Origin of the sequence: Wolbachia endosymbiont of Trichogramma kaykai (assembly GCF_045765165.1) — a bacterium.
In the GTDB taxonomy this organism is placed as follows: Bacteria; Pseudomonadota; Alphaproteobacteria; order Rickettsiales; family Anaplasmataceae; genus Wolbachia.
The window spans coordinates 182,932-206,106 of record NZ_JBJJXK010000004.1; the positions used below are offsets into that span (position 1 = coordinate 182,932).

Below are 23,175 nucleotides of genomic sequence, written 5' to 3' on the forward strand. Positions count from 1 at the left end.
TTATCTGTCTATCTTATTTTGCTACTCTGCTGAACAGATACGTTTTTTTACCTTTTTTTGTTCTGTAAATTTTCTAGTATTTGTATGTTTAACATAAGAACTACACAAGACTACAAATGGTGAATCAGCATTACCTTAAAGAGAGTACCCATATTTTCAGTTAACCTTAAAAATTCACTGAAGATCTTATTCTTCTGTTCATTACTTGCATTTTTCATTAAAGCTTGTGCTCTTTCCTTTATACCAAAAAGGTGTAAAAATTCTCTTTGAGTCAAAATCTCACAATTTATGTGCCTTAATGAATCTTTTAATGATTGAAAGTTCACAAGTGCAGTGATGTCACTATTACCGACGTTTTCAAGAAAATTAGTATATTTATGCTGCCTTATCGATTGCAAAGTGCTCTTATATTCAGGATATACATAACCATAATCTATAATCAGGGCAGCTCCTCCGTTATTGACTATCTTATTCTCAAGTTTCTTTAATATTTCGATTCCTGCTAGGCATACTTCCACTACTGCACCATTGAAACCCCCTGTCATTCCAGTCTGGAATCTAGTTTTTGGTCTGGTTAAGCACTGGAGTGACAATGAAAGACTGCCATCATCTTGTTTTATTACTCTATTTTCATACCACTGCTCATCACGATAAATAAATTGGTCAATTGGAAGGGCGTCAAATAACTCATTTGCAAAAAAAACAGTTGGCTGATTTGGTAAGTTGTCGACATCTGTGTACCAATTAATATCTAATCCCTTTAATTTTTCCTTTTGTATTTTCTGTAAAATAGGGCTTATCTCAACTAGATGAATGTCCATTGAGCTAAAAAAACAGCTATATTTTTTGGTGACTCTTATTATATCATGAATGAGTGTTCCTTTACCTGGTCCAAGTTCAACTAGAGAAAATTTTGATGGCTTTCCTAATTTTTCCCATGTATTCATTATCCACACTGCAATTGTTTCACCAAATAGCTGACTAATTTCAGGTGCAGTAATGAAGTCACCATCTTTGCCAAGTGGTAATTTATTCATGTAATAGCCGTACTCTTTATGATATAGAGCAGCATTCATAAAATTACTGATGGATATTGATCCTTGGCTTTTATCAATTAATTCGTGTATATAAGTAAGCATATTATTAATGAATGTTTAACTATAGCGTGCCATACTATAAAATAGTGGAGTATTTATATATATAATATAAGTTTAAAGGCGATAGTGCTTTGGTTATGAATAGTCAAGATACGGATTATGTTACCCTTATACCTCAAGATGATGGTGTTGAATATAAATTTGAAGAAGTTGTCAATTTTATAGAAAATAAGGTTGTAGGTGCTGATGGATTAACTTTAGCGGAGGTATTTCAAGCATTAGTTAAAATGCTGAATGGTGACCTAGAGTTAGTAAAAAAAGTGTTAGCACATGCTAAGATTATGGTAAAGCATGGAATGAGGTTAGCAAAAGAGTCACAATTGAGCAGAGCTGATATTCGTAGAGCTTTAGAAGGGGAAGAAAGTGTTTTCAATAGGCAAGATTTTATCAAAAAACCACCTCTTGTACCTTCTATAAAATCGGTTAAAAAGAAAAGCAGAGGTCTTTAAATGGTTGAGTCTATAAAAAAATTTACTGTACAGTGTGATTTCAAAGGGCAAAGTTCACCTTTTGCAATATACATAGGAGATCCAAAGAGTGATACTCATCCAATTCACTATCAAGATTCCTGGCTTGCAAAGGAGCGTGGGGGAAACATACCTAATAGAGTCAAAGAAAGTCTGCAAAAACTATATAAGTTATCTAAAGAAAATGGAATCTCTTTCTCAGAATTATGTGCATATGCTATTACTGTAGTTAGTAATAATGATAAAAAAAATGACTGCAAGTAGTTAGGTTCTCAATATTTCATTTATAGAAGTTTTTGATCTCGTCTTCTCGTCCACTTTTTTTACTATAACTGCACAATAGGTTGAAATGTTATTTTTAGGTGGAGTAGATCCCGGTATAACTACAGAGTAAGGCGGTACTTCACCATAAAATACCTTACTTGTTTCTCTGTCAATAATTTTTGTTGATGCTCCAATAAACACACCCATGCCAAGGACTGATCCTTCTCTTATTATAACACCTTCGGCTACCTCACTACGCGCTCCAATGAAGCAATTATCTTCTATAATGACTGGAGAAGCTTGAATGGGCTCAAGAACTCCGCCTATTCCCACTCCACCGGAAATATGGCAGTTTTTCCCTATTTGTGCACAACTACCAACTGTTGACCAAGTGTCTACCATTGTGCCAGAATCAATGTATGCACCAACGTTGATAAAGCTCGGCATTAGAACAACATTTTTACCTATGTAAGCAGATTGGCGGACAAAACACCCAGGAACTGCTCTAATTTTTGAATGGCAAAATTTTTCTTCATTCCATTCACTAAACTTACTACCGATTTTGTCAAACCAGCAATTGGTGTTGTCTATCATTTTGATTTCCTCAGTGAGGAAATATAATAATATTGACCGCTTTATCCACTTATGTACTATCCATTCTCCACTTGATAGCTTTTCTGCTACTCTAATTTTACCACTGTCAAGTAACTCAATTACCTCTTTAATTATTAATCTTGCTTCGTGTTTTAGATTATAGTCGTTAAGTTTTTCTTTATCTTTCCAAATATTTTCTATCTTATCTTGTAATTTTTTAGTTGCAAGTTCTTCATTTATTATATACATATTGATATCAAATTTATATTATTTTACACGTAAGCACTATGAAAATACAATGTCATAATTGTACTAAAACTTACTTAGTATCTCGTAGGCAAATAGGTGAATCTGGAAGAAAAGTGAAATGTACAAACTGCAATCACATTTGGCATGAGTATCTAAAAGAAATGTCAAGTGAATTGTGTCCTGCTGGTACACAAGAAAAAAAAGCTAGCTGGAGGCAAAGTTTAACTCTAGCTTTTGCAACAGTTGCAGGGTTATGCGTTATAATTGTTGGTGGTATCTTTCCAGGGGAGGTAAGTAAGATATATAAAGCAGTTAGTTCATATAAAGATTCAATAAGCCATAAATTACGATACAAAAAAGTGCAAACGGAAAATTCACATGCAAGAGAACTTGTTGTCAATGAATTTTATCAAGATTACCTTTTTCTGTCTGATTTTAGACCTAGTTAAATAGGCATAAGTCATCAATGTCATGCAAGTAACTACACTTATTCCTTTATGGTAGTGTCATTCCAATGTCAGCTACTTTCATGACGCTCTATGATTGTTGTTACATCTTTTACTATAGATTTGTTTCAGAAGCTTACATCCAGAAAACTTGTATAGATTTTTTCTACTTCTGTGATATTATAAGCCTGTGATGATAAAATAAGTGGATATGGATAAGTCAGCGTATGAAATCATAGAGCATGAGTATGATGTGGTGATAGTGGGTGCAGGTGGAGCAGGGCTTAGAGCAACACTTGGAATGGCTGCAACTAATTTTTCAGTTGCCTGCATTTCTAAAATTTTCCCTACACGAAGTCATACAGTTGCAGCGCAAGGAGGAATTAGTGCAGCTTTGAGTAATATTGCTGAAGATGACTGGCGCTGGCATGCATATGATACAATAAAAGGTTCAGACTGGCTTGGCGATCAAGATGCAATAGAGTATATGTGTAAAAATGCTGCCAAAGCTGTGATTGAACTTGAAAATTTTGGTGTACCCTTTTCTCGTACGGAAGATGGAAAAATATATCAGCGTGCCTTCGGTGGAATGACAACTCACTTTGGTAAAGGAAAATCGGCTCAGCGTACTTGTGCAGCAGCAGATAAAACTGGGCATGCAATTCTTCATACTCTATATCAGCAATGTCTTAAATTTAATGCTGAATTTTTTGTCGAATATTTTGTAATCGATTTAATTATGGACAAAGGGACATGCTGTGGGGTGATAGCTTGGTCGCTGTGTGATGGTACATTGCATAGATTTCGTGCACATTCTGTGGTAATAGCAACAGGTGGTTATGGACGTGTTTATTTTTCTGCAACAAGTGCACATACCTGCACAGGTGATGGTAATGGCATGGTGGTAAGAGCTGGGTTGCCACTTGAAGATATGGAGTTTGTGCAATTTCATCCAACAGGAATATATGGCTCAGGGTGCTTGATGACGGAAGGATGCCGCGGTGAAGGTGGGTACCTCGTTAATTCTCAGGGTGAGAAGTTTATGGAACGTTATGCGCCAAAGGCAAAAGATTTGGCTTCTCGTGATGTGGTAAGTCGAGCAATGACAATTGAAATTAGAGAGGGAAGGGGAGTTGGGCCAAAGAAAGATCACATGTACTTGAATATAGCTCATCTTGATCCGGAGGTAATAAAGCTCAGATTGCCAGGTATTAGTGAAACAGCAAAGACCTTTGCAGGAGTTGATGTTACTAAAGATCCGATACCTGTTATTCCGACTGTTCACTATAACATGGGAGGTATTCCAACCAACTATCATGGGGAAGTGATCACGTTGCAAAAAGGTAAAGAAGAAGTGGTAGAAGGATTATTTGCAATAGGAGAGGCAGCGTGTGTTTCTGTACATGGTGCAAATCGACTAGGTTCCAACTCGCTTCTTGATCTTGTGGTTTTTGGTAGAGCTGCCGCGCTTAGGGCAAAAGAAAAATTAAAACCTGATACACCACATAAAAAATTGTATTCAGACTGCACAGACTTGATAGTAGATAGATTTAATAAAATGAGATTTGCTTCTGGAGAGTTCAAAGTAGCAAAAATACGAAGTGAAATGCAGCACACTATGCAGAAATATGCATCGGTATTCCGTGTTGCTGAAGTTTTAGAGGAAGGTAAAAAAGCTATAAAAGAAGTAGCAAAAATGATGTCTGACATTGCAGTTGAAGATCGCAGTATGATATGGAATAGTGATTTGGTTGAAGCGCTGGAGCTTGCCAATATGGTTCCACAAGCAGTTATTACCATGGAATGCGCAGCTAATCGCGAGGAAAGCAGGGGTGCTCATGCTCGTGAAGATTTCCCTGAACGTGATGATAAAAACTGGATGAAGCATACTATAGCATGGCTTAAAGAAAAGAAAAACCAAGTCAGTGTAGAGATTGACTATAAAAAAGTTGCTGAAAAAACTTTGAGCGATGAGATTGATTTTATCGCCCCGGAAAAGAGAATTTATTAGTCAATTCATCTAGTTTATTTATAAATTCTAGTATTAATATATCGCTCATTTTAGTAGCTGGTCTCTCTGTATGTTCTGACTGCTCTTGTGCTGCTGAGTTGTTAGCTAAATTTTGTTGTTCAGTAACATTTTCAGGTTGTGTTGCAGTTTGGAGATTATCTTTACTGGTTTGCTGATCATTGGTTAATTCTTTAATATGTTTCCTAATGCCGCTAAGTTCCAAAGTGAATATCAGACAGACCACTCCTGTTATAGCTATGATGGGTAACGCTGTTCCAATTGCAATTTGTCCTTGAAAGCAAGAAAGTGTTGCTATTGTAATAATAGTAGTTGCTACTGTGATTGCTAACAACACACTAGCTCTCCTGCCCGGATCAATGCATTTCCATACAGCAGATGCTCCTTTTTTTACACTAGAACCTAGCTTTTTAATGCCTGATTGACATTTTTTCGAAGCAGTTCCACAGTGGTATTTTTCCTCAAGCCTCTCTTTTAGTTCTTTAGCTTTCTCATGTGCTTTCTGTGGAGTACTTGAAAAATCTTTTAGATCTCGTAAAGTTAAATAGTACTTTTTAGTATGGAGTTCTGGATCTTCTAACCATAAAGAATCAGGGTTAGCACCGTTTTGTAACAATGCTGCACAAAACTTTGTTGTATTATCATAATTAGTGGCTAAATCAAAAATTGTTTCTTGCGATAGGTATTCGATACTTTTTTTTTCTGCTTTTTTCTTTAGTGCTAATTCTAGAGGTGTATTTCCTTGCCTGTTAGTTGCTTTTATAGCTTCATCTAATTTATCTTCAGATATTTTTCTTTCTTTTACTAAGGCTAATATTAATTTCAAGCATGTAACTTTTTGCTTCCCTGCCAGCAAGGCAATATGGTGTAAAGCATTATTGCCATTGGCATCTTTAAGGTTAATATCTGCTCCTTTTTTCAATAATTCCTTAAAAGATTTTTCATCTTTATCTTTAATTGCTAAATGTAGTTGATAATTATCATTACTATCTGGAGTATTTATGGTACGTGGCGTAATTTCTTTAATTTTTGTTCTTATTTCTGATTTTAACTCAGGTTTCTTTACTGACTTTGCTAATGTTTCTAAGAAATCACAATAGTATGTCTTTTGCTCTTCTTTTAAGTATTGTAATTCTTTTGTAGATAATCCTAAATTGTCAGAGCTGGCTCCATACTCTAGCAATTTTGTAAGAAACTTAAGTGTTTTATCGTTATCTTGGATTGTGTGAGAATCATGTTTCCCTTTTATTATCTTGTTAATTAGTGCTACCTGAAAAGGAGTCTTTCCTTCTTGATTTTCACTATCAACAAGTTGTGCTAGATCTTCCTTGGTGAACGTTTTTTTTAGGGTACCTAGAAACTTGCATTTCTGTTCCTTTTCGAGCGATGCAATAAGATGTAAAATATTATTTCCTTTTTCATCTTTTATGCTGTTAACATTCGTGCAATCTTTTAGATATTTTCTAAATTTCATGCTATTTCCATTTTTGATTGCTTTTAGTAATTGAACATTATTATCAGAATCTGATATTCCGTTTACTTCATTTTCAAAATTGCTACTGTAACCACTTTCTGACTCATTATCCTTGCGATTTTTATTAGAGTGACTTTTAGTGACTTCAGAAATTGCTTGCCTTACTTGGTTTTTTGTTTCATCTGATATTTTTTTTAATTGTTCGATTACTTCACCTAGTACTGGAAGGAAACATTGGACATAATATCTGTGATATTTTCTCTGTTCTCTAAGAGATTCTTCTAATTTAGTTAATACTTCAGGACTAGCGCCTTCCTTAAATAACCTTTTACATTCCTTGAGTGTTCCATCTTGACTTCTTGGTTTTTTATGCTTATGTTTTTCTTTTTTTACCTTTCTCTCTATAATGTTATACAATTGCTTGTCTTTTTTATCTTGCTCTTGTTTTTCATTTTTGTTTATATATTCACCTAGTTTGTTTGCATTAGTAACTAATACACTTAGATCTATAATCATATTAAAACCTCAATATTAAAAGCTATTTGGCGTTAACGAATTGGATTAAGCTTTCAAATTGAGCTAGATGTTATCGAAATCTAGATGAAAAGGCAGAAAATTAGTTTCTATTAGAAAATCTATTGTCATATTCAAATCCCCACTTTAGCACCTGTCTACTATTTTAACTATTTTATCTTAAAAAATAATAAATGTGGCTAAACTGTGAAGCATGAGTGCTACCGAAAGAGGTAAACCAATATTTTTATAGATCTTTCAAACTTGGTTTTTCTTCTAATTTTTTAAGAATTCCTTTACTTAGTATTGATTTTATCTCTTCTACGCTTTTATCAAGATCATCATTAATTATTACGTAATCATATTTATTACTTTTACTTATCTCTTTTTGCGCTTCTGCTAATCTCCGCTCTATTTCAATTTCATCATCACTATTACGCCTTTGTAGACGCAGTCTAAGCTCTTCCATTGAGGGAGGTAGTATAAAAACACTTACAACTTTTTCTCTTAAGATTTCAAATAAATGAAATGCTCCTTGCCAATCTATATTCAGTAAAACACTTATGCCACTACTCAGGTTTTGTTCTATAAAATCTTTTGGTATACCGTAAAAATTTTCAAAAACTTTAGCATATTCAAGCATTTGACCAGCCTTACATAGTTCATGAAACTTTTCTTCAGTAACGAAAAAATAGTCTTTTCCATTTACTTCACCGGGACGAGGTTTGCGTGTAGTCATAGAAACAGACATAACTAAATCGGTTGATTGCTCAAGTAATTTTTCTGATATAGTAGTTTTTCCAGCTCCAGAAGGAGAGGATAGAATCAGTAGTATGCCCTCATTTTTTACGGTCATTTTTCTTTATTTAACAAGTACATTATAGAGCTTTTTTAAGACTTTATATTTTTTGAATCAAAGTTTAAAAGACTAGAGTCCTCTAAATTAGAATTTGATAAATTGGTATCAATAAGAGAGGAATTATCAAAGACAGTATAACGTAAATCGGCTTTTTCAAGATTTGCCTTATTCAAATTAACGTTTACAAACTTTGCTCTACTTAATATTGAATTAGAAAAATTAGCATTTTCTAAATTCATGTCCTTAAACTCAAAGTAAGAATAATTTACATCAAATTTTTCACCCTGCGATATTTTCTCTTGCAGATCTTTAATTGAAGTTATAGCACTCTCTAGACCTGTAATTTTGCTCTGTCCCTGATTGTCAATCAAAATTGAATTATCAAATTTGCAATCTGTTAAATGAATATCAGCAATTGAACTTTTATATATGCTTGAAGAGAGAAAAGACATATCACTTATTGTCGAATCACTCAAATTGCTAAGAAAAAAACTAGCCTTTCTAAAGGTATTATCATAAAACACGGAGGATTTGAAATCACTTTCAATAAAATTTGAATCAGTGACTTTTAAGTTAGACCAGCTCGAATTATCAGCTAATAATTTGAAGAATATTGAATTTTTTATCTCACTGAAGTCAATACTATGGTGGGAAAGAGTACTATTATAAATTTGAGAGTCTTGAATTTTTGTCTTATACATTGAAGTTGTGCAAAGATCTGAATTTTCTATTTTTGCAGAGGTAAACAATGAATGGTCAAAGAACGAACCATTCATGTCGGAATTCACAAATTTAGTATTATGAAACTTTCCGTGACAGATGTTAGCATCATAGGCGTTAACTTTATACAATTCACTAAAACTAAAATCAATATTAGATAAGTCAGCATCCTGAAGGTCTGATTCTAAAAAATATGTATGTTCCATCTTGGAACCATTTAGTATAGATTTAGTGAAGTTTGAATTATCCCCTTTCACATAGGAAATTTGTGAATTGCTTAAATTGGCTTTTTCAAAGTTACTATCAACTATAATAGAAGCATTAAAATAGGCGTTCGAAAGATTACTACCTGTAAAGTCCAATTTTTTTATTTTAGCACCGTATACATTAGCGTTTTTTAGTGAAGAGAATTGTATCTTGAGCTTGTGTGCATCCACTCCAAAGAAACTTGCATTGTCGAAATTATTCTTCTGCATAACAGTGTCGTTTATTTCACTATCACTAAAATTTATGTAGCTAGCATTTGAGTTTGATAAATCGGATAAATTCATTTTTACATTCAAAAATTTGGTATGCAAACCAATTATATTACGCATACTTACTTTGTTGAGATTAGAATTGACAAAATCAGCATAACTGATATTAGATTGATCAAATATGATGTCTGTTAGATTTGTAGAAGCAAATTTTGAAAAACTTAAATTTGTGCCTTGTATTTTAACGCCATGTAAACTAGCATTGGAAAAATTAGCACCACGTAAATCAACATCGATAAAAGACACATCTGATAAATCGGTGTTAGAAAAATCAGCACCAATTAAACTTACTCCCTCAAAAATAGATTTATTTAAATATAATTGACTAAAATTAGCCCCATTCAAATTAGAGCCAAAACCTTTCTTAAAATCTTGTGGTATGCCTGCTTTATTACAATGTACTAAAAATTTAGCGAAATCTTTTTTATTGTAAGATACGTATTTTACATCGTGCAGAGCGCTTAAAAAATCGTTGATTGGATTTTTTTCATCATCTATTTCATTTCCATAGCATAAATGACCAACTAGAAAAGTTAATATCAAAAGTCTAATTATCTTTTGCATCGCAGGTACTTTCTTTTGTTTTTATAGCAAAGTTATACATCTCTGAGTCTTCTTCATTGTTTATTTCTTTATCCTCTAAAAGGTATGGCATCATTTCGGCAATTGCGTTTATTATGTTGATCTGCTTCCTTTCGATTGCTATTTCAATAAGGGACTTAAAATTATTATCAACTACTCTAGGATCAGCACCTTGTAATAAGAGAAAGCGAACTGTGTCTATTTTACCTTGTTTCACTGCATAAATTAGAGGAGTATCACCCAATTTATTTCTAAATCTTAGTATTTCTTGAATTGTTAATCCAATTTTTTCTAGCTTATTTATTACTCCTCTTAGACAAATTAAGTTGCCCTTTTTTATGCAGTAAAAAAATTGCTTACTGTAATCATCAGTAAATATAGTTTTAGGAAGGTGCTCATTTAGGATATCATATTGTCTTTTATATATAGACTTGCTTTTATGGTTCCATTCTTTTTTTATTTCTTTGTTTAGCTTTGTCCATTTTTCGCTTTCTTCATTTTCTTTGTCTACAGGTGTTATATTGTCAGGCTGTTCTTCTTTCTTTTTCTCTGTTGATTGGCTTGTTGAAAGTTCGGTATCTTTTATGTTATTCCCCTCTTCAGGCTGTAGGTTTGTTTGATTATTGTGACTGATTTTGTTCTCTTCAGGTTCTTTTTTTTCTTCTGATAAAGGACTTGTTAGAGCTTTGGTATCTTTTATATTGTTCCCCTCTTCTTCTTTGTCTACAGGTGTTATATTGTCAGGCTGTTCTTCTTTCTTTTTCTCTGTTGATTGGCTTGTTGAAAGTTCGGTATCTTTTATGTTATTCCCCTCTTCAGGCTGTAGGTTTGTTTGATTATTGTGACTGATTTTGTTCTCTTCAGGTTCTTTTTTTTCTTCTGATAAAGGACTTGTTAGAGCTTTGGTATCTTTTATATTGTTCCCCTCTTCAGGCTGTAGGTTTGTTTGTATATTTTCATTACTTGAATGTACTTCTTGATTGATTACATTTTGGGTTGTGCTTTCTTTTGGATCGCTGGAAGGTATTTCGACTACATTTGTTGAGTCTGTGCTTTCTTTCAGTTCGCCCAGAAGCGGAGAGGTTTTTTCAGCATCAGTATTGCTTTTCGATACGTCTTCTTGATTTATATTTTCTTCAGACTGCTCTACAGCAAACAAGTTGGATGATAAAAATATAGCAACTAATAGTATGAAATATAAAGTGTTCTTCATAGATATTGCAGTCATAGGCTTAATTAGAATGATACTATAATCAAATGATTAATCTACAGTAAAAAATGCCTTAAGGTTTTATTTATAAAAAACATTTGTATTACCTTTTCTATACGAGTAGAATTTTGCAGAGACTGAATATCAAAGTTTTTCCCATTTATTTAGGTTTTACCTCCAATTTTCATTGAAGTAGCTGACACTGTTTTTTTCTCGATTCCAGCGTCACGCGCTGGAACGACACCTTCATAATGTTATTCCATTTCTCTTGTCACCCCAGTACTTGATACTGGGATCCAGAGGACTGACCAGATAATAAGAACTGGTCACGCGTTGGAATGATAAAGGAGGAAGTGCTGGTTTGAAATTAAATTTTCTGGACTTTGGTGACACGCATTGACCCTATAGTTTTCTTTTCTCGTCTACCTGATTCTATCACTCTCCTGAACGGATATAAATTACTTGACACATTTGGTAGTTTAATTATTGTGAGTGAAGAGGAAGGTATTTTAGAGATCGAAATTCACCTTATTCAAGTCCGCAGACTTTTCAACTAATCTCTCAATAAGAAAATATAGCACAGTCTACTTCAGTACATACTTAATTTCTGTCATCAGGTGTGTTATATTTTTCTAAATCTTTTTTTATAGGAGGATCATTATGTCTAAAATTCCTTAAAATTAATTAAAGTTAAACATTAATTAAATAGTGCAGTACTGCCTTACGCGTTGCTAATCCAAACTTTACTTGCTGTAAAATAACACAATCTGCTACATCATTGCTAATCTCAATACCTCTGTTTATTGGTCCTGGGTGCATAACAATTGCATCGGGCTTTGCATACGATAGTTTTTGTTCATCAAGTCCATACAAATGAAAATATTCTTTTTCTGAAGAATTATTATTCATGCGCTCTTTCTGCAACCTCAAGAGCATAATTACATCAGCATCCTTTATACCTTCAGTTAACGAATAGTGAAGTGAATCTACTTCAGAAAAATGCTTACACATCAAAGCTGGTGGTGCAACTAAGCTTATTTTTGCTCCAAACATTTTTAGCAATCTTATATTTGATCTTGCAACTCTACTGTGCAAAATATCTCCACATATCACGATTTTGAGGTTTTTTATTTGCTTTTTATAATTGATAATTACAAGATAATCTGCAAGAGCTTGAGTTGGATGTTCACTGCTTCCATCGCCTGCATTGATTGACGAGCAGTTAACATACTTTGCCAGTGTATTAATGATACCACTACTTCTATGCCTGATTATCATATAGTCAGGATTCATTGCATTTAGTGTTCTTATCATATCTTTTAGATCTTCCCCTTTGTTAATAGAAGAAGATTTTATTGGTAAAGTTATAACATTTGCTCCAAGGTTTTTTGCTGCTATTTCAAAAGATGCGAGCGTACGTGTTGAATCTTCAAAGAATAGGTTTATGACTATTTTATTTTTCAGAACATGACTATTTTCAACTTTTTCTTCAAGGTGTTGGTTGGCTAATTTAGTTATATTTTCTACATCACCGATTGTGAGGTCTGAGATATTTAATAAATTCCTTCTCTTGTCCATAGCTCTCTTTTTGAGCTTATTCTACTTTCTTAATTTCAATTATACAATTGTAAAGTAAAGTAGAAGGAAGCTATAAAATTTTATTTCCACTTACATTCATCTGCTATCATAACAGCTTCAAAAAGGTGCTTTTCAAGCTCACTTATAGGTAGATCATTTTGTGGATAATTCCCCCAAGATTTTAACACATCAGAAGTTTCAATACCTTCAACAATAGGATATTCTTGATTTTTTTTAGCATATAGCTCTTGAGCCTGTTTGCTTACAAAAAACTCCAATAAAGCTATGGAATTTTCTCTGTGTTTTGCGTTTTTTGTTACCGCTGCACCACTAATATTCACCATTGTACCATCACTCGGGAAGAAAGCTCCTAACTTTTCTGTGATATTCTTTTTATTTTCTGATGAAAGGATTCTTGCAAAATAGTAGCTATTTACTATTGCGACATTGCCTTCACCAGCGGCTACAGCATAAATTTGATCTGTGTCACCACCGCTTGGTTTTCTTGCCATGTTGCTTACAATTCCACTCACCCATTCTTTTGTTTTTTCAAAACCATTTTTTGCAATCATAAAAGCGATCAATGATCGGTTATATGGACTTGTGGAAGAGCGTACTAATATTTTCCCCTTCCATTTTTCATTCGCTAAATCTTCATAGGTACTCAATTCCTTAGGATCTACTGATTCTTTGTTATAAACTAACATTCTAGCTCTTTTTGTTAGACCAAACCAATAATCTTCATTATCTCTAAATTTTGCAGGTATAGCATTTTTTAGAGTCTCTGAATCCACTCGAGATAAGAGCCCTCTTTTTTTCGCTAAAATCAAATTCACCGCATCTGCAGTTAAAAACAAATCAGCTTCACCGCCATTTTCCATACGTGAAAGCAATTGGGAATAATCGTCAATGATATAACGTACCTTGATGCCAGTGGTTTTTGTAAAATCATCAAACAAACTACGTACTAATTCTTCTTTACGTGATGAATAAACGTTTACTACTTGTGAATCATCAATTCCACTACTTTTATATAAAAAATTAACGGCTATCAATATAGCCGCTACTAAAGATATAAATATTAAACCTTTTTTCATAAACAAATCCCTTCATTGTCATCATCTCAAGCTATCAAAATAGCAAGGTCTTAGCAAGTGTAAATCTTCAAAACGTTGCGGTTACAGTACTGGAATAGCGATAAAAAGAAGTACGAGCCAGATTTAATTAATAATATAAGTAATATCCGGATGGCCACATCGTTCAGCAACTACTTGTAACAATTTTGAACCAATCTCTTCTTCACTCTTTTTGATAGTTCTAATAGCTGTTTCATTGGGCTTTTCACTACTAGCATCTTTTGTATCTAATAACAAGTAATCTTTAAAATCAGTTTTGCTCCAATGATGAATTGTGCAAGCTAAAGTGAAAAGCAGTAGAGTGCCTGAAATTGCAACGATTGGCCAGTAAATAGTAGGATTTGTGTATGAACTTACTATATTGCTCAAACCACCTGTTGAATAAAGTGCTAAAGGGAAGGTTATGTTTCCAGTAATAAGAACTGTTCCTAAGATAGGAAGCCATATTCTATCATTGATTAATGAATTTACTTTACTCTTGTAACAGACTGGCTGGCCTGTAAGTTCTACGATGTTCGGATCACTTTTTGCTTTTTCTGGAAGAGAGTGAAACGTAAAGTAAACACGATTACCGTTGCTATATTTTAATACCAAAGATTTGATGCATTTCTCATCTTTCTTTAATGTGCCTAATATCTCATCTAAAACTTCTTGAGTATCTCTTTTTGTGATCTTGTGCTCCTTAGTACGTACTGCTTGCATAAGTTCCCATATAATTCCAAAGACTAAACAAGACGCTAATACTCCGACAAATATAGTAACAGGATTTATGCTGCCGATGAATCCAATGAATTCTCTTTTCTTCACAGCTAAAACGATTGACGTAATACAACATGCCGCAACAAGACCTACGAAAGGCATTGTAACTTTCTTCTTTTGCATCGTATACTTTACTTTCTGTAAAAGTCTGTTTGTCTTTTTATTATCTTCAAGCAAAGATTTTTCAGAGCCATCTGTTTGATATGATGGTGGAGGAGTTGTATGTGCCTTCATTGATTTTTCTAAAGTTTTTGATATTTTTTGACTATCCCAAGGTTCGCTATATACTGCCTCTTGAGAAGATGATTTTCTTAGGTTTGTATTACCTACTTCACTATCTGAACTCTTTTTCGAAGTTTTTTTACTTCTATCTATGGATGCATAAAGAGGTTCTGAACTGTTCACATTCGATGCTTCTTGCCCTTCTTCATAAGAACTTGATTCGCTAGCCGAACTTGTACGTTGTAAAATTTCATTTTTACCATTTGTTTGTGATACTGTTCTTCTGCGTGCTGGTTCTAGTAGACTTGTTTTTTCTCTTCCATCTTTTTCAGTTATTCTGACGTTTCCTACGTTTGCTGATCCAGGCATATTCGCTCCAAAGTTAATTACAATGTTATGTTGATTACGCTATAGTTATTAAGATATAGTAAATACTAATTTAAGAATAAATATTAGTATAAGAACTGCTGATCAAAGATCCTTTCATTTAAAGGGAAATCTTTGTCAAAAAGTAGGGTGACTGTATTTTCGTGATCTTTCTGTATTTTTACCTGTGATATGTCGTGAAATTCCTTGTAATCTGATACTACAAGTGCTGGACGATTTTTCACATCATTGATATCAATTTGCACTATTGTATCATTTGAGATTAGCGCTCCATTCCAATGCCTTGGGTAGTAACTATTTATGGAAGTAAGAGCAAATAAATTTGAATTAAGTGGTAATACTGGCCCACCGGCAGAGAAGTTATATGCAGTGCTACCTGTTGGGGTAGACAATATAATTCCATCTCCTCTGAATTTTTCTACTTTTAGCTTATCATTGATGGTAATATTCATTTCCACTATTTGATTTGCATTTCTAAAGACATACACTTCATTTACTGCGATGTAATGGTGTTTTTTGCCACTTATGTCTGTGGCTTCCATTTTTAGTAAAGTTAGCTGAGTAGGGACTGCACGTTCTATATGATTAATTGGATCTTTAAAACACTTATTCATCAAAAAACCGACGTTGCCGGTATTTATTCCATACACATGTGTATCTTTATTTCCTATGACGTAGCCGTGCAGGGTGCGTAGCATAAAACCATCTCCGCCAACAACTATCAGCAGATCAACTTCATGCTTACCTACTTCCGCTATATTGATAAAATTGAATTTCTGTAGTAGTTTAGATACTTCCTGAGGCTTGGGTAGCGAAGAAGCAATATAGCCTACATTTTTATATTTATACATGTTAAACAAAGAGGGGAGGAACTAAAAAAGACTCCCGTATTTATCATTAAACTTAGCTATTTTACTATCCTTCTCCCCTGAACCGCTTGTTAAACTTCCAGTCCATGCAGGATGAGTAAGAGGATCTCTATCAAGCTTTATTTTTTGACCTTCTTTTCCATAAGTGGAATAAGTTTCAAACTCTTGACCATCTGTCATAACTATAGTAACTTTGTGATAATCGATTTCTGCCATTATTCTTACAAATTTCTTACCAGCTAAGATTTTAGTGAATCTGGTTCATTTGGTCAATCATCATTGTGAAATTTTGACAAAAATAAATAAAGTAGTATTCTTAATGAAGAACGAAAAATTTTTTATGGTTTTTGCTTTTCCTGGTCAGGGCTCTCAACTTATAGGAATGGGAAAGAGCTTATATGATGAATTTTCAGTTGCAAGGCAAGTATTTGATGAAGTAGATGACGTATTGGGTAGAAAGCTGTCTCATTTGATTTTCAATGGTCCTATTGAGAAATTAACCATCACGGAAAACGCTCAGCCAGCTATGATGGCAGTATCAATTGCAACGCTACGTGTTATGGAGTATGTGCTTGGTAAATCTCTTCACAATGTTCAGTATGTTTGTGGGCATTCAGTTGGAGAGTATACAGCGCTATGTGCTGCAGGAGCATTGACGCTTGAGTCTGCAGTCAAGTTGCTAAAAGTTCGTAGCGAAGCAATGCATGAAGCTTCACTAAAATGCAAAGGTGGAATGTTTGCTCTACTTGGAGCAGAAATAAGTGAAGTAGAAGGTATGTTAAAATCAGCTCAAATTGATTGTGAAATTGCAAACGATAATGGTGGTGGGCAGGTAGTGGTGAGTGGTACTGCAGAGGCTCTTGGGGTCTTACCTGATTTATTCAAAAACTCAAGTGTCAAGAAAATGATAAAATTACAAGTTAGTGGGCCTTTCCATTCATCTTTTATGAAACCTGCTGATGAAAAACTTCTGGAATTTTTAAAAAGCATCAACATAACTCGCCCTTCGATTCCTTTTGTATCAAACGTTACAGCTAAGGAAGAAAGTGATCCGGAGATCATAAGAGCTTTGCTCGCTAAGCAAGTTGTAAGTAGAGTAAGATGGAGAGAGATGGTTTTATATATGACAAGCCATGGCACTAATAGGTTTGTTGAAGTTGGCCCTAACAAAGTTTTATCTAATCTAGTTAAAAGAATTGACCAATCTATCAGTGTGAAAAATATAGATAGTATTGGTGATATTAATAGCTTCTTTGATGAATCATTAGTACTAACAGCGAAAAATTTAAAAGTTGGGTTAAGTTAAAGCATATCTATTTAATATCATTCAAGTAGCTAACACTAGTTCCTTTATGATGGTGTCATCCCAGCGCCAAGCACTGGGATGACACCGAATAGGCTACTTGAATAATACCGAAAGAGCTACTGGAACGACAAGGTGCTACTGAATGACACCTCTGGCCACTGCCATCATAAAGTTGCTACTTTTTAGGTGAACAAAGATGGTCAGCGCGTGACTCTGGAATCCAGGATTCAAGAAGAATGGGATCCCAGCACTGGGATGACACTGAAGGGGATACTGAAACAACACCGGGACTGCTTTGAGTGACAACCTTACGATGTTTCAAACTACAACAGCTGTGCATAGAGAGTAATGCGAAAAATTATACAATCAACGAACTACCTGTCATTTCATTTGGCTTTTTGATTCCAAGTAGCTGTAAAATAGTAGGAGCAATATCAGATAATTTTCCATCTCTTAGTTTTAAATTGTGACAAGATATAATAAATGGCACTTTATTTAAAGTGTGAGCTGTGTGAGGTGTATTATTTTCTTCATCGAACATACATTCCACATTACCATGGTCTGCTGTAATAATGAGTGCGGTGTTACCAACTTCTTCAGCAGCACTCAGAACTTTTGCAAGGCAATCGTCTACAGCAAGTACTGCTTTCTCAGCTGCTTTTATATCACCTGTGTGTCCTATCATATCAGGATTAGCATAATTTACAACTATCAGCGCAAATTCTTGAGAATGAATTGTTTTTACAAGTTCTTCTGTGAGCTTAAAGGCTGACATTTTAGGCTGCAAATCATAAGTTTTAACTTTTGGTGAAGGAATTAGTATTCTTTCTTCACCAGAAAAAGGTTCTTCTCTTCCACAATTAAAAAAGAAAGTCACATGCGCATATTTCTCAGTTTCTGCAATGCGCAGTTGCCGTAATTTATTGTCTTCTATTATCTGTCCCAAAGTGTTGGCAAAAGATTCAGGAGGAAAGAGATAAGGGATTTTTAAGTCCGCTTTATATTGCATCATACTTAGAATTGAAGAGAATTTTGCCACTTCAGTATAGCCTGCTTTACCAAGACAAATACTTGCCAATTGTATCATTCGATCAGCACGAAAGTTAGCCAATAGCAATCCATCTTCTGGTTTTATACCTTGATAATCGCCTATTACTGCGGGCCTGATAAATTCATCGGTTATATTATTTTGATAATTTTCATCAATAAGAGATACTGCATCATCATAACGAGGAGCCTTTGCAAATGCGATGGCTTCATAAGCTTCAATTGTTCTTTCCCACCTACTATCACGGTCCATAGCATAATAACGTCCAGAGACAGTGGCAATTTTTATATCATTGTCTTTTATACTCTCTGTAAATTCTTGAATGCATCTTTTCCCTGAATTTGGAAATGTGTCTCTGCCATCTAAAAATGCGTGTATTACAACTTTAATTCCGGGCTGTGATATTTTTTTTTCTAAAGATGAAATGTGCTTTTGATGCGAATGAACACCGCCATCTGATATCAATCCCATTATATGGCATATGCCATTCTTACTTTTTAGATCATTAATAAAATTCTGTAGATTTGCATTATTTTCTATCGTTTCGATTTCTTGATTAATACGCTGAAGGCTTTGCATTACCACTCTACCACTGCCAATATTCATATGGCCAACTTCTGAATTGCCTATTTGACCATCTGGTAATCCAACATCAGTGCCACAGGCAGATAGACTGCATTTTGGATAATTAGAGCTAATATATTGCCAGCAAGGGAGATTTGCATTGCTAATAGCGTTGTATTTACTATTTTCTATTCCATTACCCCAGCCATCTAATATACATAAAACGACTGATTTAAAGTTCATATAAAAATTAACATCGAAAACCTCCGATGATACCAAAAATAAACTCTTCTCACAACTTTTGTGTTAAAGTAGGAGATAAAAAAAAGCTGTTTAGAGGCAATAGTATATGAGTTTTTTCATAAAATATTTTATTATAGCTTTAATGGTGAGGTCAAACGAGTTATAGCCAATATATAAAGGATAATACTTTAGCAACATCAGGTGCTGTAATTAATGTTGATAGATCAGTAAACTTTTTAAAAAGCAATACAAAGATTACAAGACTTATTTTACGATGTTCAAAAATTAATTATGAGGTTATAAAAGAATTAGCTCAGCTTTCTCATCTTACTTCACTTGATCTAAGTTGCGGTTATGTTGGTACGGAAGGTGCAAAGATTTTAGCAAGTGGGAATCTTATAAATCTTACTTCGCTTGATTTAGGAGGAAACGAAATTGGTGATGAACGTGTAGAGGCTTTAGCAAGTGGAAATCTTACAAGTCTTACTGAGCTTAAATTATATGATAATAAATTGGCGATAGGGGAGCAAATGCTTTAGCGAGTGGGAATCTTATAAATCTTATTAAGCTTAAAGTATATGATAACAGCATTAATTACAGAGGTTCACAGACTTTGGTGAGTGGAAATTTGGTGCGTCTTACTTCAATTATTTTTAATTATTGTTATATTGATAGCACGTTCCCTAAAAATGTCCTGCCTTCACTGCAAAGTAGGTGTAATAAAAGAAAAATAGGGGAAGAATCAGGTAGCAAGCTAAGTGAGGTACAGGCATCTTTGCATTTTGAAAGTAAAGGTTTTAAAGCTATATAACTCCACAGTTTTGTCTGTTTAAGAGACAGAGAAAAGTTAGTGAATTCTGGGCTAAAAATGAAATGTACAGATTGTATAAAACAATGCTCCCCGGGCCGGATTCGAACCAGCGACCAATTGGTTAACAGCCAACTGCTCTACCACTGAGCTACCGAGGAATAAACTGCCTTCAACTTATCATATTGAACGTAGATTGTAAATGATTTTTATGTAGACTTTAAACCTAGATATCATTCCAGAGCATGGAGCTGTAATCCAGTTCTTATTACCTGATATGCTCATTTGACAGTTAAGTCTTCTCTACCCCTATTTGCATAATATCTTGACGATTCCGTTCACGGTTAAAAGATACCGAGGTAGTAGGGTGTATTAGTTTTTGCAAGCTGTTATTTTGCTATGGATTGCTGTAATGGCATCATCTATTTTATTGTTATCAAAGCCTGTTTGGGCAAGTTCGGCATTTCCACCGCAATCCCTTCTAGTTACAGTAGATACTAGCTCTTTTGCATTGATCTTATTAGTTAAATCTTTACTTACTTTGACAATCAAAACTGCTTTATCTTTTTCTGTTACCATGAAGGCTATTATAGTTTTCGTTTTTTGTTGCTGTAGAGCAAATTCCCTTATTATACTTCCTGGAACGTTATTGAAAGTGTGGCTTACGAAATTTATTCCATTTATTTCGGTACTTTTTATAGTTTCTACACTGATAAGCTTTTTATAAAGATTTTTTATTTTGACTTCAAATTCTTTGCGCTCCTGGCTTAAAATACTGAGTCGACTTATTATTTCATTTACTGGTGCTTTTACGCATTCTGCAACTTTTTTTAAGCTAATTTCATTATTGCGTACATAATTAATTGCTTCTTGACCGGTTAAAGCTTCAATTCTTCTCACTCGAGATGCAACGGAACATTCTGCTGCTATCTTAAACAAACCAATTTCTCCGGTACGCTCCACGTGTGTACCACCACATAGTTCTTTTGAATCTCCAATTTTTACAACCCTAACATTATCACCATATTTTTCACCAAATAAGGCCATTGCTCCTTCGTCTATTGCCTCATCCATACCTTGAACTTTTGTGGACGTAGAAAGATTTTCTCTGATTAGAGAGTTTACTATATCTTCTACTGAAGACAGCTGATCCTGAGTGACTGGCTTATTGTGACTAAAGTCAAATCTTAGTCTATTTGGTGCAACTAGAGAACCTTTTTGAGTAACGTGATCACCTAAGATTTTTCTGAGTGCAAAGTGTAGAAGATGTGTAGCTGAATGATTTCTTCTTAAGTCTTGTCTTCTTTTTTTGTTAATACTAGCTGTAACTGTGTTACCTTTACAAATTGAGCCTACGCACCTGTGCAAATACAAGTCATTAATCTTGTTGGTATTTTTGACTGTTACCATACTTCCATCAGACTGTATAAGATTTCCAATATCTCCCACTTGTCCACCTGACTCTCCATAAAAAGGTGTTTTATCAAGTATAATAGTTATCTTTTCTCCTTCTTTTGCAGAATCAATTACTTCATTTTTAGAGGAAATTATTGCGAGTACTGTTGCATCTTTTACTTCATCACGTTCATAACCAACAAATTCCGTTTTGCCAAACTGATCGATTAAATTAAACCATACTTGTTCAACAGACTTTTCACCAGATCCAGTCCAATTAGCACGTGCTCTTTCTTTTTGCTCCTTCATTGCATTATCAAAACCTTTTTGGTCAAAATTTATTTTCCTTTCTTTCAAAATATCAAGTGTGATATCCAAAGGAAATCCATAAGTGTCATATAGTTTGAATGCTGATTCTCCAGATAGAGTGTCACCTGATTTTAAATCTGCAGTGAATTTGTCCAAGAGATTAATGCCTTTCATTAAAGTGTCTTTAAAGTTTTCTTCCTCTGATTTTAACGTTGTTTCTATTAAGCTTTTCGCTCTGATTAGCTCTGGATAAGCATCTCCCATATAAGCCAAACTTGTGCCATCTATGAGTGCAGGAAAAACAAGGTTCAATAGAGAATCATTATATCCAAGTAGGTGGATATAACGTACTGCTCTCCTGATCAATCTGCGTAGTACATGATTTCTTCCTTCATTTCCAGGAAGCACTCCTTCTGCGATGAGAAATGCAGCTGCACGAAGGTGATCTGCGATAATCTTATGAGCTACTTTATTTTCCTTATTTCCACAGTACTCTTGTGATTTACCTACCAGAGCAGAAAATAGGTCAATATCATAGTTATCATGAACGTTCTGCATAACAGCTACTATTCTTTCAAGACCCATTCCGGTATCGATGCATTTTTTTGGTAATTTTTGTAAATTACCTTCTTCATCTTTATTAAATTCCATGAACACCAGGTTCCAAATTTCAACAATTCTGTCGTCTTCATGCAAATCCTGATTTGCATGATCGTAAAAGATTTCAGAACATGGGCCACATGGACCAGTATTGCCCATGCTCCAAAAGTTATCATCTGTTGTAATTCTTATGATTTTATCATCTGAAAAGCCACTTATCTTACGCCAAATTTCATATGCTTCATCATCAGTGTGGTAAACAGTTATGGATAGTCTATTTTTATCAAGAGACAATTCTTCAGTAATAAATTTCCACGCAAATTCTATCGCAGTTTCTTTAAAGTAATCACCAAAGCTAAAATTTCCGAGCATTTCAAAAAATGTGTGATGCCGAGATGTATAGCCAACATTTTCAAGATCATTGTGTTTACCACCTGCTCTGAGACACTTTTGACTTGAGACGGCACGTTTCATTTCAGTTTTTTGCGTGCCGGTAAAGATGTTTTTGAACTGTACCATACCAGCATTTGTAAACATGAGTGTTGGATCATGCTCTGGAATCAAAGGAGAAGAAGGAACTTGCTCATGATTATTATTTACAAAAAATTTTACAAATCTTTCTCTAATTTCGTTTAGCTTCATCGTTTTTACTGAGGTTATCTATGCATAATAAGTTGTAACAGAAGTAAAATCAATTTATCAATCTAAATATTAATATATACACTACTTAGTATAATAAAAGTAACCTTTATATAAAAATATTAATAAAAAGATATGGGTTTAAATATTTTATCCACTAACATAGAGAAATATTTATTAATTTAAATAATACTTTTGTTAATTAATTTAAG

20 protein-coding genes and 1 tRNA gene are annotated in these 23,175 nt (G+C 34.1%); 7 read left to right on the top strand and 14 right to left on the bottom strand.

Annotated elements, in window-relative coordinates; translation table 11 throughout:
* Window positions 1-110 precede the first annotated feature (110 nt).
* Window positions 111-1,139: a class I SAM-dependent methyltransferase gene (locus tag wTKK_RS04940; RefSeq protein WP_407512472.1), complete on the bottom strand. Its 1,029-nt coding sequence runs from the start codon at window positions 1,137-1,139 to the stop codon at window positions 111-113.
* A 95-nt stretch (window positions 1,140-1,234) separates the two neighbouring features.
* Between wTKK_RS04940 and wTKK_RS04945 the strand changes: the two genes are divergently transcribed.
* Both wTKK_RS04945 and wTKK_RS04950 read left to right on the top strand, forming a co-directional pair.
* Window positions 1,235-1,606 (top strand): hypothetical protein, encoded by a 372-nt coding sequence (locus wTKK_RS04945; protein ID WP_407512473.1) that lies wholly within the window; start codon window positions 1,235-1,237, stop codon window positions 1,604-1,606.
* Entirely contained in the window at window positions 1,607-1,888 is a 282-nt protein-coding gene (locus tag wTKK_RS04950; RefSeq protein ID WP_010406917.1) for a DUF2610 domain-containing protein, read from the top strand.
* On the opposite strand, the gene dapD is transcribed toward wTKK_RS04950, so the two are convergent.
* Window positions 1,889-2,731, bottom strand: coding sequence for a 2,3,4,5-tetrahydropyridine-2,6-dicarboxylate N-succinyltransferase (dapD, locus tag wTKK_RS04955; RefSeq protein WP_407512476.1), 843 nt, complete (start codon window positions 2,729-2,731; stop codon window positions 1,889-1,891).
* 38 nt (window positions 2,732-2,769) lie between these two features.
* Here dapD and wTKK_RS04960 point away from each other — a divergent pair, with 38 nt between their 5' ends.
* Both wTKK_RS04960 and sdhA read left to right on the top strand, forming a co-directional pair.
* On the top strand, window positions 2,770-3,180 hold the full coding sequence (locus wTKK_RS04960; protein ID WP_407512477.1) for a zinc-ribbon domain-containing protein: 411 nt from the start codon (window positions 2,770-2,772) through the stop codon (window positions 3,178-3,180).
* A gap of 208 nt (window positions 3,181-3,388) precedes the next feature.
* Entirely contained in the window at window positions 3,389-5,188 is a 1,800-nt protein-coding gene (sdhA, locus tag wTKK_RS04965; RefSeq protein ID WP_407512479.1) for a succinate dehydrogenase flavoprotein subunit, read from the top strand.
* Here the strand turns inward: sdhA and wTKK_RS04970 are convergent.
* From wTKK_RS04970 to wTKK_RS04985, 4 genes are all read right to left on the bottom strand, one after another.
* Window positions 5,160-7,196: an ankyrin repeat domain-containing protein gene (locus tag wTKK_RS04970; protein WP_407512480.1), complete on the bottom strand. Its 2,037-nt coding sequence runs from the start codon at window positions 7,194-7,196 to the stop codon at window positions 5,160-5,162. The genes sdhA and wTKK_RS04970 overlap by 29 nt on opposite strands.
* Window positions 7,197-7,440: 244 nt before the next feature.
* Window positions 7,441-8,049, bottom strand: coding sequence for a guanylate kinase (gmk, locus tag wTKK_RS04975; RefSeq protein ID WP_407512481.1), 609 nt, complete (start codon window positions 8,047-8,049; stop codon window positions 7,441-7,443).
* Between the two features lie 35 nt (window positions 8,050-8,084).
* Complete coding sequence (locus tag wTKK_RS04980; protein WP_407512482.1) at window positions 8,085-9,872, bottom strand: pentapeptide repeat-containing protein; 1,788 nt, start codon at window positions 9,870-9,872, stop codon at window positions 8,085-8,087.
* Window positions 9,856-11,103, bottom strand: a complete 1,248-nt coding sequence (locus tag wTKK_RS04985) for an ankyrin repeat domain-containing protein (protein ID WP_407512484.1) — start codon at window positions 11,101-11,103, stop codon at window positions 9,856-9,858. The genes wTKK_RS04980 and wTKK_RS04985 overlap by 17 nt, the downstream gene beginning before the upstream one ends.
* A gap of 383 nt (window positions 11,104-11,486) precedes the next feature.
* On the opposite strand from wTKK_RS04985, the gene wTKK_RS04990 reads away from it, so the two are divergent.
* Window positions 11,487-11,657: a hypothetical protein gene (locus tag wTKK_RS04990; protein WP_407512487.1), complete on the top strand. Its 171-nt coding sequence runs from the start codon at window positions 11,487-11,489 to the stop codon at window positions 11,655-11,657.
* Between the two features lie 133 nt (window positions 11,658-11,790).
* Here wTKK_RS04990 and wTKK_RS04995 read toward each other — a convergent pair whose 3' ends face one another.
* The 5 genes from wTKK_RS04995 to rpmE form a co-directional block, all read right to left on the bottom strand.
* Window positions 11,791-12,678, bottom strand: a complete 888-nt coding sequence (locus tag wTKK_RS04995) for an aspartate carbamoyltransferase catalytic subunit (RefSeq protein WP_407512489.1) — start codon at window positions 12,676-12,678, stop codon at window positions 11,791-11,793.
* Window positions 12,679-12,758: 80 nt separating this feature from the next.
* Entirely contained in the window at window positions 12,759-13,775 is a 1,017-nt protein-coding gene (locus wTKK_RS05000; protein ID WP_407512491.1) for an extracellular solute-binding protein, read from the bottom strand.
* 123 nt (window positions 13,776-13,898) lie between these two features.
* The gene (locus wTKK_RS05005; RefSeq protein WP_407512492.1) at window positions 13,899-15,164 is read right to left on the bottom strand and encodes a hypothetical protein; all 1,266 of its coding nucleotides are present in this window, start codon (window positions 15,162-15,164) and stop codon (window positions 13,899-13,901) included.
* Between the two features lie 83 nt (window positions 15,165-15,247).
* Window positions 15,248-16,033: an NAD kinase gene (locus wTKK_RS05010; protein ID WP_407512494.1), complete on the bottom strand. Its 786-nt coding sequence runs from the start codon at window positions 16,031-16,033 to the stop codon at window positions 15,248-15,250.
* 21 nt (window positions 16,034-16,054) lie between these two features.
* Window positions 16,055-16,267 (bottom strand): 50S ribosomal protein L31, encoded by a 213-nt coding sequence (gene rpmE, locus wTKK_RS05015; protein ID WP_068651074.1) that lies wholly within the window; start codon window positions 16,265-16,267, stop codon window positions 16,055-16,057.
* A 124-nt stretch (window positions 16,268-16,391) separates the two neighbouring features.
* Between rpmE and fabD the strand changes: the two genes are divergently transcribed.
* The gene (fabD, locus tag wTKK_RS05020) at window positions 16,392-17,357 is read left to right on the top strand and encodes an ACP S-malonyltransferase (RefSeq protein WP_407512805.1); all 966 of its coding nucleotides are present in this window, start codon (window positions 16,392-16,394) and stop codon (window positions 17,355-17,357) included.
* Window positions 17,358-17,715: 358 nt separating this feature from the next.
* On the opposite strand, the gene gpmI is transcribed toward fabD, so the two are convergent.
* Entirely contained in the window at window positions 17,716-19,212 is a 1,497-nt protein-coding gene (gene gpmI, locus wTKK_RS05025) for a 2,3-bisphosphoglycerate-independent phosphoglycerate mutase (protein ID WP_407512497.1), read from the bottom strand.
* Window positions 19,213-19,511: 299 nt separating this feature from the next.
* Between gpmI and wTKK_RS05030 the strand changes: the two genes are divergently transcribed.
* Window positions 19,512-19,751, top strand: coding sequence for a hypothetical protein (locus wTKK_RS05030; protein ID WP_407512807.1), 240 nt, complete (start codon window positions 19,512-19,514; stop codon window positions 19,749-19,751).
* A 358-nt stretch (window positions 19,752-20,109) separates the two neighbouring features.
* Here the strand turns inward: wTKK_RS05030 and wTKK_RS05035 are convergent.
* Together wTKK_RS05035 and alaS are read right to left on the bottom strand one after the other, a co-directional pair.
* A tRNA-Asn gene (locus wTKK_RS05035) sits at window positions 20,110-20,181 on the bottom strand.
* A 211-nt stretch (window positions 20,182-20,392) separates the two neighbouring features.
* Complete coding sequence (alaS, locus tag wTKK_RS05040) at window positions 20,393-22,966, bottom strand: alanine--tRNA ligase (protein ID WP_407512499.1); 2,574 nt, start codon at window positions 22,964-22,966, stop codon at window positions 20,393-20,395.
* Between the last annotated feature and the right edge of the window lie 209 nt (window positions 22,967-23,175).